13 protein-coding genes are annotated in these 15,963 nt (G+C 53.9%); 5 read left to right on the forward strand and 8 right to left on the reverse strand.

The features are described 5' to 3' along the window. Positions 1-86: 86 nt before the first annotated feature. The 6 genes from potI to ABFX35_RS15305 all read right to left on the reverse strand — a co-directional run bounded on the left by potI (position 87) and on the right by ABFX35_RS15305 (position 5,568). Positions 87-932, reverse strand: a complete 846-nt coding sequence (gene potI / locus ABFX35_RS15280) for a putrescine ABC transporter permease PotI (protein WP_095848018.1) — start codon at positions 930-932, stop codon at positions 87-89. Further along, positions 929-1,891 carry a putrescine ABC transporter permease PotH gene (gene potH / locus ABFX35_RS15285; protein WP_279023294.1) on the reverse strand — a complete coding sequence of 321 codons (963 nt, stop codon included), beginning with the start codon at positions 1,889-1,891 and terminating at the stop codon, positions 929-931. The genes potI and potH overlap by 4 nt, the downstream gene beginning before the upstream one ends. A gap of 23 nt (positions 1,892-1,914) precedes the next feature. Then, on the reverse strand, positions 1,915-3,048 hold the full coding sequence (gene potG, locus ABFX35_RS15290; protein WP_279023296.1) for a putrescine ABC transporter ATP-binding subunit PotG: 1,134 nt from the start codon (positions 3,046-3,048) through the stop codon (positions 1,915-1,917). A gap of 127 nt (positions 3,049-3,175) precedes the next feature. Further along, the gene (gene potF, locus ABFX35_RS15295; protein ID WP_279023298.1) at positions 3,176-4,285 is read right to left on the reverse strand and encodes a spermidine/putrescine ABC transporter substrate-binding protein PotF; all 1,110 of its coding nucleotides are present in this window, start codon (positions 4,283-4,285) and stop codon (positions 3,176-3,178) included. Between the two features lie 395 nt (positions 4,286-4,680). Continuing rightward, entirely contained in the window at positions 4,681-5,160 is a 480-nt protein-coding gene (locus ABFX35_RS15300; RefSeq protein ID WP_095848014.1) for a type III secretion system chaperone family protein, read from the reverse strand. A gap of 114 nt (positions 5,161-5,274) precedes the next feature. Further along, positions 5,275-5,568 carry a YbjC family protein gene (locus tag ABFX35_RS15305; protein ID WP_346082095.1) on the reverse strand — a complete coding sequence of 98 codons (294 nt, stop codon included), beginning with the start codon at positions 5,566-5,568 and terminating at the stop codon, positions 5,275-5,277. Between the two features lie 396 nt (positions 5,569-5,964). On the opposite strand from ABFX35_RS15305, the gene ABFX35_RS15310 reads away from it, so the two are divergent. After that, positions 5,965-6,228: a GrxA family glutaredoxin gene (locus ABFX35_RS15310; RefSeq protein WP_095848012.1), complete on the forward strand. Its 264-nt coding sequence runs from the start codon at positions 5,965-5,967 to the stop codon at positions 6,226-6,228. Between the two features lie 45 nt (positions 6,229-6,273). Here ABFX35_RS15310 and ABFX35_RS15315 read toward each other — a convergent pair whose 3' ends face one another. Then, the gene (locus tag ABFX35_RS15315) at positions 6,274-6,666 is read right to left on the reverse strand and encodes an inner membrane protein YbjM (protein WP_095848011.1); all 393 of its coding nucleotides are present in this window, start codon (positions 6,664-6,666) and stop codon (positions 6,274-6,276) included. 315 nt (positions 6,667-6,981) lie between these two features. Between ABFX35_RS15315 and ABFX35_RS15320 the strand changes: the two genes are divergently transcribed. After that, positions 6,982-8,670 carry an aspartate:alanine antiporter gene (locus tag ABFX35_RS15320; RefSeq protein WP_279023304.1) on the forward strand — a complete coding sequence of 563 codons (1,689 nt, stop codon included), beginning with the start codon at positions 6,982-6,984 and terminating at the stop codon, positions 8,668-8,670. A 447-nt stretch (positions 8,671-9,117) separates the two neighbouring features. Then, positions 9,118-10,053 carry a glycosyltransferase family 9 protein gene (locus tag ABFX35_RS15325; RefSeq protein WP_346082096.1) on the forward strand — a complete coding sequence of 312 codons (936 nt, stop codon included), beginning with the start codon at positions 9,118-9,120 and terminating at the stop codon, positions 10,051-10,053. Positions 10,054-10,111: 58 nt separating this feature from the next. Here the strand turns inward: ABFX35_RS15325 and ABFX35_RS15330 are convergent, their stop codons facing one another. Further along, positions 10,112-12,229 carry a TonB-dependent siderophore receptor gene (locus tag ABFX35_RS15330; RefSeq protein WP_346082097.1) on the reverse strand — a complete coding sequence of 706 codons (2,118 nt, stop codon included), beginning with the start codon at positions 12,227-12,229 and terminating at the stop codon, positions 10,112-10,114. Positions 12,230-12,694: 465 nt separating this feature from the next. Between ABFX35_RS15330 and ABFX35_RS15335 the strand changes: the two genes are divergently transcribed. Both ABFX35_RS15335 and ABFX35_RS15340 read left to right on the forward strand, forming a co-directional pair. Further along, positions 12,695-14,344: a putative bifunctional diguanylate cyclase/phosphodiesterase gene (locus tag ABFX35_RS15335; RefSeq protein WP_279022706.1), complete on the forward strand. Its 1,650-nt coding sequence runs from the start codon at positions 12,695-12,697 to the stop codon at positions 14,342-14,344. Between the two features lie 342 nt (positions 14,345-14,686). After that, positions 14,687-15,952, forward strand: coding sequence for a dicarboxylate/amino acid:cation symporter (locus tag ABFX35_RS15340; protein WP_346082098.1), 1,266 nt, complete (start codon positions 14,687-14,689; stop codon positions 15,950-15,952). Positions 15,953-15,963: the final 11 nt, after the last annotated feature.

The raw sequence follows: 15,963 nt of genomic DNA on the forward strand, positions 1-15,963 counted from the left end.
TCCGCGCAACAGCGCCGCCCGGCAGGGCGGCGGATCGGGAGATTATGCAACCACAACCCAAGCAAAAGTAGCAGGTTTAGCCGCATTCAGCCACGGGCGGCCTTATGCAACTCGCGCACGCGCTGTTTTTCCGCTCGCGCCATAAACCACCAGGCGATAGTGCCGATGATCCCCACCACCAGCAGGATCAGCGTCGCCAGGGCGTTAATTTCCGGGTTGACCCCCATACGCACGCTGGAGAACACCAACATTGGCAGCGTTGTCGCCCCTGGGCCAGCAACGAAGCTGGCGATAACCAGATCGTCCAGCGACAGCGTAAACGCCAGCATCCAGCCCGAGATCAGCGCCGGCGCGATCATCGGCAGCGTGATCACAAAAAACACTTTCAGCGGCGCCGCGCCGAGATCCATCGCCGCCTCTTCGATCGAACGGTCAAGCTCACGCAGGCGAGAAGCGATCACCACCGACACATAGGCGGTACAGAAAGTGACGTGCGCCAGCCAAATGGTGAACATACCGCGCTCCGACGGCCAGCCGAGCGTGTGCCCCATCGCCACAAACAGCAGCAGCAGCGACAGGCCGGTGATAACGTCCGGCATAACCAGCGGCGCCGTCAGCATGAAGGCAAAGCCGGTGGAGCCGCGGAAGCGGCCGAAGCGCACCATCACCACCGCGGCGATGGTACCGAGGATCACCGCCGCCGTCGCCGAAGCCGCGGCAATGGTCAGGCTCAGCCCCACGGCGCTGATCATCGCAGAGTCGTGGAACAGTTCGGTGTACCAGCGCGTCGACCAGCCGGCCCACACCGTCACCAGTTTTGAGCTGTTGAAAGAATAGATCACCAGCATCAGCATCGGCGCGTACAGGAAGGTGAAGCCCAACACCAAAATAAAAATACGCCACGGGGAACGCACTACCGGCAAATTGCTCATCCCTGGCCCCCCATTTCTTTGCTCTGGTGCTTGTGGAACCAGAGAATCGGTAAAATCAGCAGCAGCAGCATGATAACCGCCACCGAAGAGGCCACCGGCCAATCGCGGTTATTGAAAAACTCCTGCCACAGCACGCGGCCGATCATAATGCTGTCCGGCCCGCCGAGCAGTTCCGGAATAACGAATTCACCCACCGCCGGGATAAACACCAGCATCGAGCCGGCGATGATGCCGCCGCGCGTCAGCGGCACGATCACGCTGAAAAAGGTTTTGAGCGGCCGGGCGCCAAGATCGAGCGACGCTTCCACCAGGCTATAATCGATCCGGGTCAGTGCGGTGTAGATCGGCAACACCATAAACGGCAGGTAGGAATAGACGATACCGATATATACCGCCAGGTTGGTATGCAGGATCACTAACGGCTGATCGATCACCCCCAGCCACATCAGGACGTTGTTCAACACCCCGTTGTTTTTCAGAATCCCCATCCAGGCGTAAACGCGGATCAGGAACGAGGTCCACGAAGGCAGGATCACCAACAGCAGCAGGATATTGCGCGTTGAGGCTTTGCTGTGCGCCACCGCCCATGCCAACGGGTAACCAATCAGCAGGCAGCAAACCGTTGAGACTGCCGCCACCTGCAGCGATTGCAGATAGGCCTCCACGTACAGCGGATCGTCCGTCAACTGCAGGTAGTTGGCAAAGTTGAGCGCAATATCCAGCTTGCCGTCGGCCCAGCTCATAAGGTCGGTATAAGGTGGGATAGCGCGCGCCATTTCGGCCAGGCTGATTTTGAACACAATCAGGAACGGCAGCAAAAACAACAGCACCAGCCACAGATACGGCAGCGCGATCACCAGCTTGCGGCCATGCGCCATTTGCACACGGCGGAAAAACGCTTTCAGCGGGCCGGGTTGCTGCACCGGCGCCGATGGGGGCTGTTCAGAAAGTATTGTCATAACGGTAACTCCTCACATCCCCATTAGACCGTCAGCACCACACAGCTATCGGTATCCCAGCACAAGCGCACTTCATCGCCCCAGGTGGGCATCCCTTTGCGGAAGCGGTGACCGTTTTGTAACTGGGCGCTGATCATCTGGCCGCTGAGCAACTTCACATGGTAAATCGACAAATCGCCCAGGTAGGCGATGTGCACCACTTCGCCCACGGCAAAGTTGCAACCGTCTTCCGGCACGTCTTCGCACAGCGTGATCTTTTCCGGCCGCAGCGCAACCTGGATCGGCACCCCGTCCACCACCGATGCATCCGGATCCACCTTGATGGCGTGGCGCAGGCCGGGGCTTTGCAGAATCAGTGCGTCGTCCTGCCGCTGCTGTAAAACGCATTCGAACACGTTAACCGAGCCGATGAATTCCGCACTGAAGCGGCTGTTCGGGTGTTCATAGATCTCTTCCGGCTCGCCGATCTGAACAAACTTGCCGCGGTTCATGATGGCAATGCGCCCGGCCATGGTCATCGCTTCTTCCTGATCGTGGGTCACCATCACGCAGGTGACGCCAACGCGCTCAAGAATATCCACCACTTCCAGTTGCATGCGATCGCGCAGCTTTTTATCCAGCGCGCCCATCGGTTCATCCAGCAGCAGCAGCTTCGGCCGTTTGGCCAGGCTGCGCGCCAGCGCCACACGTTGGCGTTGGCCGCCGGAAAGCTGGTGCGGCTTGCGCTTGGCGTATTCCTGCATATGCACCAGCGCCAACATCTCTTCAACGCGCGCGTTGATTTCGCCGCGCGGCATTTTGTCCTGCTTGAGGCCAAAGGCGATGTTCTGCTCCACGCTCATGTGCGGAAACAGCGCATAAGACTGGAACATCATGTTCACCGGCCGCTGATACGGCGGCACCAGCGCCAGATCCTGGCCATCAAGGACAATCTGCCCGGCGGTGGGCTGTTCAAAGCCCGCCAGCATACGCAGCAGCGTGGATTTGCCGCAGCCCGAAGGCCCCAGCAGTGCGAAGATCTCGCCTTTGTAAATAGTCAGGCTGGCATCTTCCACCGCGTTCTGGCCATCAAAGGTTTTCGTGAGGTTACGGATTTCCAACAGCGGGGTGAAAACCTTCTGCTGCCGGGTTTGAGGACGAGGAATCGCGTCGTTCAACGAGGGGCTCTCCGGTGCTAAATCAGTACAAACCGCCACGGCAATGGCCGTGGCACTAAAATGGCAACGCAGGCGGGAAAACACCCGCCTGCAGTTGATGATTACCGTGAGGGTTGCCCCTTACTCATCACTTCCCACTTTTAACCTTAGTCCAAGAGCGGGTAATAACACGGTCAATTTTTGGATCCTGCACCTTCAGCGTGAACAGCTTGGCGCGAATATCCGCCGGCGGATAAACGTTCGGGTTATTACGCACTTCGGCGTCCACCAGCGGCGTTGCGTCTTTCACCGCGTTGGCGTAGTAGACGTGGTTGCTGATATCAGCAATCACGTCCGGCTTCAGCAGGAAGTTAAGGAACTGGTAGGCTTCGTCCTTGTTCTTGGCATCCGCCGGCATCGCGAACATATCAAAATAGGTCAGCGCCCCTTCTTTCGGAATCGAATAGGCGATATTCACGCCGTTCTTCGCCTCTTTGGCACGATCGGCCGCCTGCATGACGTCGCCGGACCAGCCGATCGCTACGCAGATATCGCCGTTAGCCAGATCGTTAATGTACTGGGAAGAGTGGAAGTAACGCACGTTCGGCCGCAGTTTGAGCAGCAGATCGTTCGCCGCGCCGGTGTAATCCGCCGCATTGGTGCTGTTGGGATCTTTACCCAGATAGTGCAGCACGGTGGCGTAGACTTCGCTCGGCGCATCCAGGAAGGAAACGCCGCAGCTTTTCAACTTCTCCAGGTTTTCCGGCTTGAAGATCAGATCCCAGCTGTTGACCGGCGCGTCTTTGCCCAGCACCGCCTTCACCTTGTCGACGTTATAGCCGATGCCGGTGGTCACCATCATGTAAGGGATGCCGTATTTGTTGTCCTTGTCGTTATGCGCCACCAGTTGCAGCATTTCAGGATCAAGGTTTTTGTAATTCGGGATTTTGCTCTTGTCGAGCGGCTCGAAGATGCCGGCCTGCGATTGGCGCTCCAGGAAGTTGGAGGAAGGCACCACCAGATCATAACCGGTGCTGCCGGCCATCAGTTTACCTTCCAGCACTTCGTTGGAATCGAAGACGTCGTAAACCACTTTAATGCCGGTTTCCTGCTGGAATTTGGCTAAGGTATCTGGCGCGATATAGTCTGACCAGTTATAGACGTGCAGCGTTTTCTCCGCTGCTGACGTGGTGACGGAAGTCGCCATCAGCAACCCCGTAACAACACCCGCTAACCATTTTTTATGTTGGGCGACCATCCGTAACTACCTCCAAGAACAAGGGGAGCTCAATTTGTATCGGCAATGATACAAAACCTTTCCTGATCGAGCGCAATCGCTGCAACCGCGGGTGCATAGCCATGCAATTGATGCTGCAGGCATTTTTACCGCCCAGCCCACGTGGTCACAAAGGTAATCGCAAGCCCTTAGCAGAATCAGCAGCATACCCGCTGTTGTAAACAGGCACCAGTCCTGAGGGTGAAAAACGCCTTTTATCGATTTTCTATGCAAATTTTCTCTATGTGCTACGCCAATAACGGCGAACTAACGAAGAATATCTGGCAAAGCGGTTTGAAATGCAGAATATATGATTACTGAATGGAATAACGCTGGCGCACCGCCGCGCTGGCGGTGCGCATCATTTAAACAAGTGGTTAGTGCACGGTTATTTGACGGGGAGCGCTAGCCGGGTTCTCTTCTTCCTCACCCATAAACAGCAGATCGTTCGCCCGGGCTTCCAGGATAATCATCGAAATCTGCTCTTCGCCCTGCTGCATAAAGTGGGCGAACTGTTCCAGAGTAATGCCGACCACGCCGCTCAAGGACTGGCACACCACCAGTTTGGGCAAATTGTCATCTTGAATATCGACAAACGCTTTGGTGGTCAGAGAACTGGCATTGATTTGGCTGAGATCGCCCACCAGCGGGATCAATGCGGTTGGTTTTACCTCCGCCAGCGCCGAGAACAGGATCACGTTGTCGACCAAATCAATCTTGGCGTCGAACACCCCATCAAAGTTCTGCATGTGCGGCAAGTGCAGCGCCTGGCAGGCATCGCATTCGAAGAAGGAGATCCCTAACTGATCCAGCCAACGTCGTAATAACGCTAAATCCGGGACGATGAGTGAATCCATAAATACCAGCCTCAAATATTCAACATGCGAAAAGGCGCATAGCTTACGGAATATTCACCCAATACGCCACGGCCAATCCGCCTTAATTGACAAATCTGCTCGAACGCACAGGGCTTAACGGCGCGGATCCCGATCCTGCTTCTCGCCGCCGCGTGGTTCGCCGTCCGGCGGCAAATCACCGCGCATCAGCGGGCTAAACCCCTGCACCACGCGCCACACCAGAAAAGCGGCGGCCGGCACCATCAGCGCGACGCCAAGAAAAATCATCCCGACCGCCGCCATTTGGCTGCCAAGCAGCCCCGGCAGTTGCACATGCCCATGGATGCACAAATACGCCAATATCAGCAATAGCATGCCGATCCCTTCCAACACCAGAACCGGACGCGGCAGATCACCCAACGATCGCATATTTTTCTCTCCAGCAGGTCAATGGCTAAACCATCGATTGTATGAATGAGATTAACAGGTAATTCCTGCTTTGTTTTACGCCGCCATATGGGCATAGTGTGCCGCAGCAACAGTGGTGCGCCAACGGCCGTCTTATTTTAACCGGCAAAGCACCATTGCAATGACAGCTATTTATACTCTAAATAATTCGAGTTACAGGACAAAAACGCAAAAGCGTTTTTGAACAGCGTTAGCGCTGGCCCCGTAGGGGTGAGGCCGTATGGCCGAATCACGCGGCGACGCAGCGAGTCCCCAGGAGCTTACTCCAGTAAGTGACTGGGGTGAGTGAGGAAAGCTAACACACCTGTAACTTGAAGTATGACGAGTATTTTGAATATAAAAACGAAGGAGTATTGCATGTATGCAGTAATTTTTGGGCGCCCTGCTTGCCCTTATTGTGTCCGGGCAAAAGAGCTGGCGGAAAAACTGGCTAACGAACGTGACGATTTCAACTACCGCTATATTGATATCCATGCCGAAGGCATCACCAAGGCCGATCTGGAAAAAACCGTCGGCAAACCGGTAGAAACCGTTCCGCAAATCTTCCTGGATGAAAAACACATTGGCGGCTGCACCGATTTTGAAGCCTATGCCAAAGAACACCTGAGCCTGTACCAGTAATCAGGTTGGTGCCCTCCCCTCTCTCAGAGGGCACCGCGGCCTTGTTTACTTTAAGTGCGAGCCGTTGCCGCCGCCCTGGCGGCAAGCCTGCAGCATCACCTTGATACACAAAAACAGCATCGCACCTGATAAGCACCAGAATACTGCACTGGTGGCATAAGCCAATTCCTGCCAAAACCAATACGCTGTCGGCCGGAAATAACGGACGAGCAGGCACAGCGGCACCGCACACAGCGTGCCGATCAGCGGGCAGCGGATACGCCGACGGCCGGAGAGCGCGCTGGCAATAAATCCTGGGATCATAAACAGCAGCAGGCCAATTTCGCCACGATGCTCGTGATCCATACTGCGCAGCACATCATCCCGCTGGCCCAAAAACACCAGGCTGAACAACAGGAAACTGCTGACTATACCTGCCCAGTAACGATAGGTCGTCATGGAACTCCTCCTCGATAGTGACGGCCAGGTACTCATACCCAATGACATACCCGCCTTGCCATTTACCTGTAGGCAAAGGCCGAACTTTCCCTTGTCAATAAAAAGAGGATTAATGCAGCAGGCGGTAAACGTTATCCCGCTTTGTGCTGGCTGTCATGCGCCAGAGCGACTAGAATAAGCGCCGCTGAACGATGGAGCGAATTGCCTTCGGCGTTCGGCAATTTTTATAGGATTTTTCTATGTATTTGATGGCTGAATTTAGCGCTTATAGCCATTAATATCAAGCACTTACTGGTAAACAATAAGTTATCCTCCGTGAACATAAACGTCGCTAGTTTGTTAAACGGTAACTACATCCTGTTACTGTTTGTGGTACTCGCCCTGGGGCTATGCCTCGGAAAAATTCGTTTGGGCTCCGTCCAACTCGGTAATTCGATTGGCGTTTTGGTCGTGTCGCTGCTGCTTGGGCAGCAACATTTCACCATTAACACCGAAGCGCTAAATCTGGGCTTTATGCTGTTTATCTTCTGCGTCGGCGTTGAAGCCGGGCCTAACTTTTTTTCCATTTTCTTCCGCGATGGCAAAAATTACCTGATGCTGGCATTGGTGATGGTCGGCTCCGCTATGGTGCTCGCCATCGGCCTGGGTAAACTCTTCCACTGGGATATTGGCCTTACCGCCGGTATGTTGGCCGGCTCAATGACCTCAACCCCGGTGCTGGTGGGGGCCGGCGATACGCTACGCAACACCATTACCAACGGCCCGGCGCTACTGGCCGCGCAGGATCACCTCAGCCTGGGCTACGCCCTGACCTATTTGATTGGCCTGGTGAGCCTGATATTCGGCGCACGCTACCTGCCGAAACTACAGCATCAGGATCTGTCGACTTCCGCCCAGCAAATCGCCCGCGAACGCGGCCTGGATACGGACAGCCAACGCAAGGTCTATCTGCCGGTTATCCGCGCCTACCGCGTGGGGCAAGAGTTGGTGGCCTGGGCCGATGGGAAAAACCTGCGTGAGCTGGGCATTTATCGCCAGACGGGCTGTTACATCGAGCGTATCCGCCGCAACGGTATTCTGGCGAACCCGGACGGCGATGCGGTGCTGCAAGTGGGCGACGAAATCTCACTGGTGGGTTACCCAGATGCGCATGCGCGGCTGGATCCGAGCTTCCGTAACGGCAAAGAAGTGTTTGATCGCGATCTGCTGGACATGCGTATCGTCACCGAAGAAATCGTGGTGAAAAACAGCAATGCGGTCGGCAAACGCCTGAGCCAGTTAAAGCTGACCGACCACGGCTGTTTCCTCAACCGCGTGATCCGCAGCCAGATTGAAATGCCTATCGACGACAGTATCGTGCTGAACAAGGGCGATGTGCTGCAGGTCAGCGGCGACGCGCGCCGGGTGAAAGGCGTGGCGGAAAAGATCGGCTTTATCTCGATCCACAGCCAGGTTACCGATCTGCTGGCCTTCTGCGCCTTCTTCATTATCGGCCTGCTGATTGGGCAAATTACCATTCAGTTCAGCAACTTTTCGTTCGGCATCGGTAATGCCGCCGGGCTGCTGATGTCCGGTATCATGCTTGGCTTTTTGCGGGCCAACCACCCTACCTTCGGCTATATTCCGCAGGGCGCGCTGAATATGGTGAAAGAGTTCGGCCTGATGGTCTTTATGGCCGGCGTTGGCCTGAGCGCTGGCGCCGGCATCGGCCATGGCCTGGGCGCCATCGGCGGCCAGATGCTGATCGCCGGGCTGCTGGTCAGCCTGGTGCCGGTGGTGTTCTGCTTCCTGTTCGGCGCCTATGTGTTGCGCATGAACCGGGCGCTGTTGTTCGGCGCCATTATGGGGGCCCGCACCTGCGCCCCGGCAATGGAGATCATCAGCGATACGGCGCGTAGCAACATCCCAGCGTTGGGCTATGCCGGCACCTATGCTATTGCTAACGTATTGTTAACTCTCGCGGGTTCGCTGATTGTGGTGATTTGGCCCGGCCTGTTTGGATGACGGGAACAATATCGGCAAAAATCGGCGGTAAATCTTTGCGATTTTTTTACCTTTCGTGAGAACTTTCCGCCCAGGCCACAGTCTTAATTAGTGCCACTGCTTTTCTTTGATGTCCCCATTTTGTGGAGCCCGATAATCCCGCCTTTTTAGGTTCAAGATTATCGGGTTTTTTATTGCCTGTATAACCTCTTTTGCCGCCCAATAATCCCCGTCCCACAAGCGAAAAACTGCCGCTATCTGCACGAAATACATACGATTTTATTTCCAACTATTTACCCGGCGTCACCTGAACTTACGAGAAAGCAGTGAGTCATATGAAATATTTTTTGAATTACGCGGGAGCCATGTTTGAAAGCCTTGATTATCTGCAGAGATAACATTGGGGATACCATTGTTGCGACACCACTCATCAAGAGTATTTCTGCCGAACTTAATTATGATGTCGATGTGCTGGCTAATAGTTACAACGCTGCAGTATTAGAAGGCAATAGCCACGTCAATAAGTTGTATATTTACCAAAAAACCCACCACCGGGAAAAAAATGCGTCGGTGGTGAAAATTGTTTTCAGGCGCATAGCGCTGGTGCTGGCATTGAGAAAAAATAAGTACGACGTGGTATTTATCGCCAAGGGCTGCTGGGATAAACGTGTAATGCGGTGGATCACGTTGATTAAGCCGGGGCGCGTTATCGCCCTGGGTAAAGAAAAACATCCGCTTATCAGCGATTTGGTCACGCCGTCGGAAAACTGCGCCATGAGTATCGTCACGCGTTTTCACTACCTGATGAAGCCCTTTGCCGCTCACTCACAGCCCGGGCCGTTAGCGATCGCCGCCGATCCGTATCGGGTTTCATCATTGCGGAAAAAATACCCGATTTCGGATACGCTGCCGGTGTTTGGTTTAAACATCAGCTCACGTAAAGTCCGCCAGCGCTGGTCAGTGGAAAACTTTGCCGAATTGGCCAAACGCCTGGCCGCAACGCTACCTTGCCAGCTCGTTCTCCTGTGGTCGCCGGGCGCAGAAGATAACCCCTGCCATCCCGGCGATGATGAAAAGGCCCGGAAAATGTTGGCGCTTTGCCAAGGGCTACCGATAACAGCCGTCCCGACCAGCGAACTGAAAGACATGATGGCGGCCACGCAGCTGTGCGATTTCGTGGTGTGCAGCGACGGCGGGGCCATGCATATCGCCGCCGCCCTGCAAAAGCCGATCGTGGCGCTGTTCGGCAATAGCGATCCTGTCTGCTGGGCGCCGTGGGGTGTGCCCCATGAAATACTGCAAACGCCCGACGAGAACGTGATGTCGCTCTCCGTCGACGCGGTGTTTGAGAAAACAATGCATCTTGCCCGCGCGGTTAACCTGGTTAATTCGAACGTGGCGTGATACGGCTGGTTGGCCCCGCACGGTAAATAACCGCCGCGGGGCCGCTCATCGGCTTTGATTAAAAATCATAACCCACGGTCGCCATCACCGTGCGTTCTGCCCCCCAGTAGCAATATCCCGTGCCATAGCAGGCAGCCACATACGCTTTATCCGTCAGGTTATTGGCATTCACCTGCACAAATGCCCCCTTCAGCGCAGGGTTCCAGGCCGCCAGATCCATCCGCACCGACGCATCAACCAGGGTTGTCGAAGGCAGGCGCAGCGTATTTTCATTATCGGCCCATTGTTTGCCAATGTAGCGCACGCCGGCGCCCACGCTGATGCCGTAGTCAAACTGGTATTTCGCCCAGGCAGATGCCATCTGGTTAGGCACTACGTATGGCGTATGGCCATCGTTGCCGTCCACCGAATCTTTAAAGCGTACGTGGCTTAGCGTATAGCCCATAATGGTGCTCAGGCGCGGGGTCAACTGGTTGCGCGCTTCCAGCTCGATCCCCTGCGAGTGCACCTTACCGGCCGGGACATAAGTAGCCGTCAGCACATCACGGTTGGCCACATCTTTTTGCATCAAGTCATACACCGCCAGCGTATACAAATCTGAAGTGCCAACCGGTTGGTATTTCACCCCGGCTTCATACTGCTCGGCCGTGGTCGGTTTGAGCAGCTTACCGTTGGCGTCGGAAAGCGAAGTGGGCGTAATCGCCTGGCTGTAGCTGACATACGGCGAAATGCCATTATCAAATGCGTACAACACCGAACCACGCCCGCTGATGTGATCATCACTGCGGCGATCGGCGGTAGCATAACTGTCGCTCACCCGTTTGGAGACGATACGATCGTAACGCATGGACAAATCAACGTGCCATTTATCCAGCGTCATCGCATCCTGCAAATAAATGCCGGTTTGGTAGTAACGCCGATTATTATCATCGTCTTTATAGAACGTCAGCGCATCGCCGCCGGAAACGCCGGTTACCGCGTTCAGCGTGCTGGCATAAGCCCCGCCGTCCCACAGATTATTGCGGTACTGATGATATTCCGCCCCCAGGATCACTTGGTGCTCCAGCGCGCCGGTGGCGAAATCCGCCTCCAGTTGGTTATCAATGGCAAACGCATCCAACGATGAGCGCTCACCGGTGTAGTAGCGGCTCATCTCATTGCTATTGCCCACCCAGTCGGCCTGGTAAATCTGATCGATTGCAACGTTGGAGTGGGTATAGTTGGCGTTGGAGCGGAACGACCAGGTATCGTCAAAGGTGTGGGCAAACTCATAGCTGTACATCTGGATACGGCGCTTGTATTGATCCAGACTGCTTTCCCCGTCGTAAAAACTGCGGCTCAGTTTGTAGCCATTGCGTGAGAAAAGGCTGCCTTCGGCGGGAACGGCACTGTGATAACCGCCAGAAGGATCCTTCTGCAAATAGGCTTTTAATAACAGCGAGGTATTGTCATCCGGCTGCCACAGTAAGGAAGGCGATATCGCATAACGCTCTTCGCGGGTATGGTCATACTGGGTGTCGCTGGTACGGGTCATTCCGGTGATGCGGAAGGCCCACTGATCGTTAATGGCATTGGTGTAATCGAATGCGCCCCCTTTGGTATTCTGGCTGCCGGCAAACAGCCGGAAGTGCCCTTCAGAGGTAAACTGCGGGCGTTTGGAGGTCATATTGACCAGGCCGCCCGGCACCGTCTGGCCATATAACGCTGAAGACGGCCCTTTTATGATATCAACACGTTCCAGGAACCAGGGATCGATCTGCAAATTGTTATGGCTGCCGCTGTCGCTCATCACCCGCAGGCCGTCGAGGAAGGTGTTATCCACATCCCCTCCGTGAAAACCGCGCAGCGAAATAGTATCAAAGCGGGTCGCCGCGCCGGCGAAGTTGGTAAACACCCCCGGCGTATAGTTGAGGGCCTGGTTCAGGTTCGCCGCCCCCTGATCTTCGATCTGCTGGCTTGTCACGACAGAAACCGACTGCCCAGTGGTGATCAGCGGCTGGTCCGTTTTGGTTGCGCCGCTGCTGGTCTGCACGGTATAGCCGTGGGTTCCGCTCTGTGCGGAATCTTCAGGCGCTGAAGTCACCACTACGGTTTCTTCGGCAAACGAAGCGCCGGGCAGCAGGATAGCCAGCGAGCATAACAGGCAGGATCGTTTTAAACTGAAAGGCACCCACATAATCTCTGAACTCCTAAAAGAGGCATTGAAAATCGCACCGTGCAACACTTACCGTATGGCCGGCAAAATAAATGGAATGATAATCATTAGCGTCGAACTGTAAAACTTTCAAGTATATTCAGAAATTTATTATTCAAAATAATACATTGAAAATATTGTGGTTATTGACTACTTCCGCAGATGGACTCATTGCGCTGGCAAATAATTAGCTGATTTCAAATAAAAAAACAAGGAGATGCCAGGGTTAGCGCAACGCAGCTAAACAACGCCGACGCAAATAATACCGTGGATGGAAATAACCACATTATTAGTCTGGTCTGTTTGGGTAATTAATTGTTTTGATGATAACCATTACCCACAACATTATCCCTTGGTGGCAATCACAACTCTGGCTGGAACGCATTTCTTTTTCACAAGGCGCCGTATAAACTTACGGAAAATAGCCATACAAAAGGTTTGGTCGACATGGATCATCTGGGGTTAAGCGATCTTTCCTATCGCCATTTTGTGGAAAACGTTAAAGACTACGCGATTTATATGCTGAATCCTGATGGCACCATCGCCAGTTGGAATTTAGGCGCGCAAAAAGCCAAAGGCTATACCAGCGAAGAAATCGTTGGTCAGTTTTTTGGCATTTTTTACAGTGAATCCGAACAGCGGGCCGGGGGGCCGGAAAAAAACCTGGCGATGGCGCGCCTGAACGGCAAATTTGAAGGCGAAGGTTGGCGCTACCGCAAAGATGGCTCGCGGTTTTGGTCACACGTAATGATCGATACGATTTATGACGGAGAAGGTACGCTGCTCGGTTTTGCCAAAATCACGCGCGATATTTCCGAACAGAAGCAGATGAACGATCGCATGCATTACATGGCGCGCTACGATTCCCTGACTGAATTGCCTAACCGCCTTGAGTTTTTTACCGTGGTTGAAAAAATGCTCGCCGAAGCCCCGGAGCGCAACATCGCGATTTGCACCATTGATGTGGATAAATTCAAAGAGATCAACGATCGCGAGGGGCACCACACCGGCGATCTGTTGCTGCAGCAAACCGCCTCACGCATCCGGCAAACCCTCAGCGGTGATGAGATCGTCGCCCGTTTTGGCGGCGATGAATTTGTCGCCGCCAAGCCGTTTAGCGACAAGCGCGAGCTGGAAGCCTTCGTGCACCGCCTGTATTCCTGTTTTGCCGGGCACCGCGCCTTTGCGCAAACCGAGCTGGTGGTAAATGCCAGCATCGGCGTCTCGATATATCCGGATGACGCCACCGAAATCAACACGCTGATCGGCAATTCCGATCTGGCCATGTATCGCGCCAAGCACAATATTAATGAGAAAATCTGTTATTACGTTGTCGAAATGGATGAGAAAACGCGCCAACGCAACCAGATTGCCGCTGATATTCGCACTGGGCTACAGCAGGAACAGTTTTATATTAATTATCACGAAAAATATTCGCTCAAAGACGGAACGGTTACCGGCTATGAAGCATTATTACGCTGGAACCACCCCAGGCTTGGCCCAATATTGCCAGAAGTCTTTATTGTTATTGCCGAGGAATCCGGCGCAATTATCTCTTTAGGCTATTGGGTTATTGAGCATGTATGCCGTGAAGCGTTAAATAACAAGGTGGATAAAAAGGTCTCCGTCAATATTTCACCGGTGCAATTACGCGATCCGGTTTTTATCGACAAAGTGCGTGAAATATTAATGCGAACCGCGTATCCGCCAACGCAGCTGGAGTTTGAAGTCACAGAAACTGCATTTATCACCAATAAACAATTGGCGTTCAACCTGCTGCATCAATTACAAAAAATGGGGATTAGCATTGCATTGGACGATTTCGGCACCGGCTATTCTTCGCTAAGTATGCTGCGCGACTTTAATTTCGACGTGATTAAGCTCGATCGCTCGTTCGTCAGCAATGTTGAAAGCAATTTCCAGACGCGCTCCTTTGTGCGCGCGATGGTCACGCTAAGCCACTCGCTCAAAACGCCTGTCGTCGCTGAAGGCGTAGAAACGCGTGAGCAACTGCGCATTCTGGAAGAAGAAGGCTGCCAGGAAATTCAGGGCTTTCTGTTCGGCCAGCCGGTGGGGATTGAAGATCTGCGCAAATAAGCCGCCACCACCACGATAACGGGTACAGGCACGGCACAACGACTGCCGTGCCCATTCCCAATGCCATCACAATAAAACATTAATTCAGTGCCTCCTATCATAAAAAAAACTTATGGCAATTAGAAAGCGGTTGTATTACCTTCCAATTGATAACATTCTTACGCGTTTATACCCTTCATACTTCAAGTTGCAGGTGTGTTGGCTTTCCTCGCTCACCCCAGTCACTTACCGGAGTAAGCTCCTAAGGACTCGCTGCGTTGCCGCCTTCCTGCAACTCGAATTATTTTGGTTATAGGATAAGCCAGTAGCACAGACAGGTTAATTAAAAGGTTCACAACATCTATGTCACAATCAAACAAACTAACATCATTTATTATTATATTTATGGTGTTAGGGGTCATCACCGGCGCATTGGTTCATCAATATTTGGCGCCTGATATCGCCCAGTCTTATGCCAGCAATGTCTCCCTGTTGACCGATATATTCCTTCGCCTGATTAAAATGGTGATCGCCCCGCTGGTTTTCACCACGCTGACCGTCGGCATCATGAAAATGGGCGATACATCCAAAATTGGCCGCCTGGGCGGGAAAGCCTTCCTGTGGTTTATTTCTTCCTCGATCATCTCGATATTTCTTGGCCTGCTGGTGGTGACGTTACAGCAGCCCGGGCATGGGCTTAACCTGCAGATCCCGGCAGGCGCAGTGGACACCGGCCTGGCCGTCAGCGGGATGTCGCTGAAAGCGTTTATTTCGCACACCTTCCCTTCCAGCATCATTGAAGCGATGGCCAACAATGAGATCCTGCAGATTGTAGTGTTCGCCCTGTTTTTTGGCATTGCCGGCGCGTCCTTCGGCGAAACCTTCACCAAACCGCTGAGCGACAGCCTGAACGTGGTTGCCAATATCATGCTGAAAGTGACCGGCTACGTGATGTACGTTGCCCCACTGGCGATTTTCGCCGCGGTATCATCGGTGATCGCCACCCAGGGCCTGGGGATTTTGCTCAACTACGCATCGTTCGTCGGCGGCTACTATATTGCCATTCTGCTGGCCTGCACGCTGATGATCGCCTTCTGCTACCTGGTGTTAAAACAAGACACCTTCCGCCTGGTCAGCATGCTGAAATCGCCGGTATTGGTCGCCTTTACCACCAGCAGTTCGGAAGCGGCTTATCCAAAAACGCTGGAACAGCTGCGTAACTTTGGCTGCCCAGGCAACATCGCGTCGTTCGTGCTGCCCATCGGCTATTCGTTTAACCTGGTCGGCTCAATGATCTATTGCTCATTCGCCTCGATGTTTATCGCCCAGGCTTACAATATCCATCTGTCATTTTCTGAAGTTGCGGTGCTGATGCTCACGCTGATGTTGGCTTCCAAAGGGATCGCCGGGGTGCCGCGTTCGGCGCTGGTGGTGCTGGCCGCCACCATTCCCAGCTTCAACATTCCCGTCGCCGGCATCCTGTTGCTGATGGGGATTGACCACTTCCTGGATATGGGCCGTTCGGCGATTAACGTGCTGGGCAACGGCATTGCCACCGCCATGCTGGCGCGCAACGAGCCGGCAGAAGAAGAAAGCAGCGAACTGGCGGGTTCAACCGAACTCCCGTAAGCCAGCCACGT

This window comes from Gibbsiella dentisursi, from assembly GCF_039539505.1.
Taxonomy (GTDB): domain Bacteria; phylum Pseudomonadota; class Gammaproteobacteria; order Enterobacterales; family Enterobacteriaceae; genus Gibbsiella; species Gibbsiella quercinecans.

Coding starts and splice junctions, on each gene's coding strand:
- potI (WP_095848018.1), bottom strand. CDS start 932: ATGAGCAATTTGCCGGTAGTGCGTTCCCCGTGGCGTATTTTTATTTTG.
- potH (WP_279023294.1), bottom strand. CDS start 1,891: ATGACAATACTTTCTGAACAGCCCCCATCGGCGCCGGTGCAGCAACCC.
- potF (WP_279023298.1), bottom strand. CDS start 4,285: ATGGTCGCCCAACATAAAAAATGGTTAGCGGGTGTTGTTACGGGGTTG.
- ABFX35_RS15300 (WP_095848014.1), bottom strand. CDS start 5,160: ATGGATTCACTCATCGTCCCGGATTTAGCGTTATTACGACGTTGGCTG.
- ABFX35_RS15305 (WP_346082095.1), bottom strand. CDS start 5,568: ATGCGATCGTTGGGTGATCTGCCGCGTCCGGTTCTGGTGTTGGAAGGG.
- ABFX35_RS15310 (WP_095848012.1), top strand. CDS start 5,965: ATGTATGCAGTAATTTTTGGGCGCCCTGCTTGCCCTTATTGTGTCCGG.
- ABFX35_RS15315 (WP_095848011.1), bottom strand. CDS start 6,666: ATGACGACCTATCGTTACTGGGCAGGTATAGTCAGCAGTTTCCTGTTG.
- ABFX35_RS15330 (WP_346082097.1), bottom strand. CDS start 12,229: ATGTGGGTGCCTTTCAGTTTAAAACGATCCTGCCTGTTATGCTCGCTG.
- ABFX35_RS15335 (WP_279022706.1), top strand. CDS start 12,695: ATGGATCATCTGGGGTTAAGCGATCTTTCCTATCGCCATTTTGTGGAA.
- ABFX35_RS15340 (WP_346082098.1), top strand. CDS start 14,687: ATGTCACAATCAAACAAACTAACATCATTTATTATTATATTTATGGTG.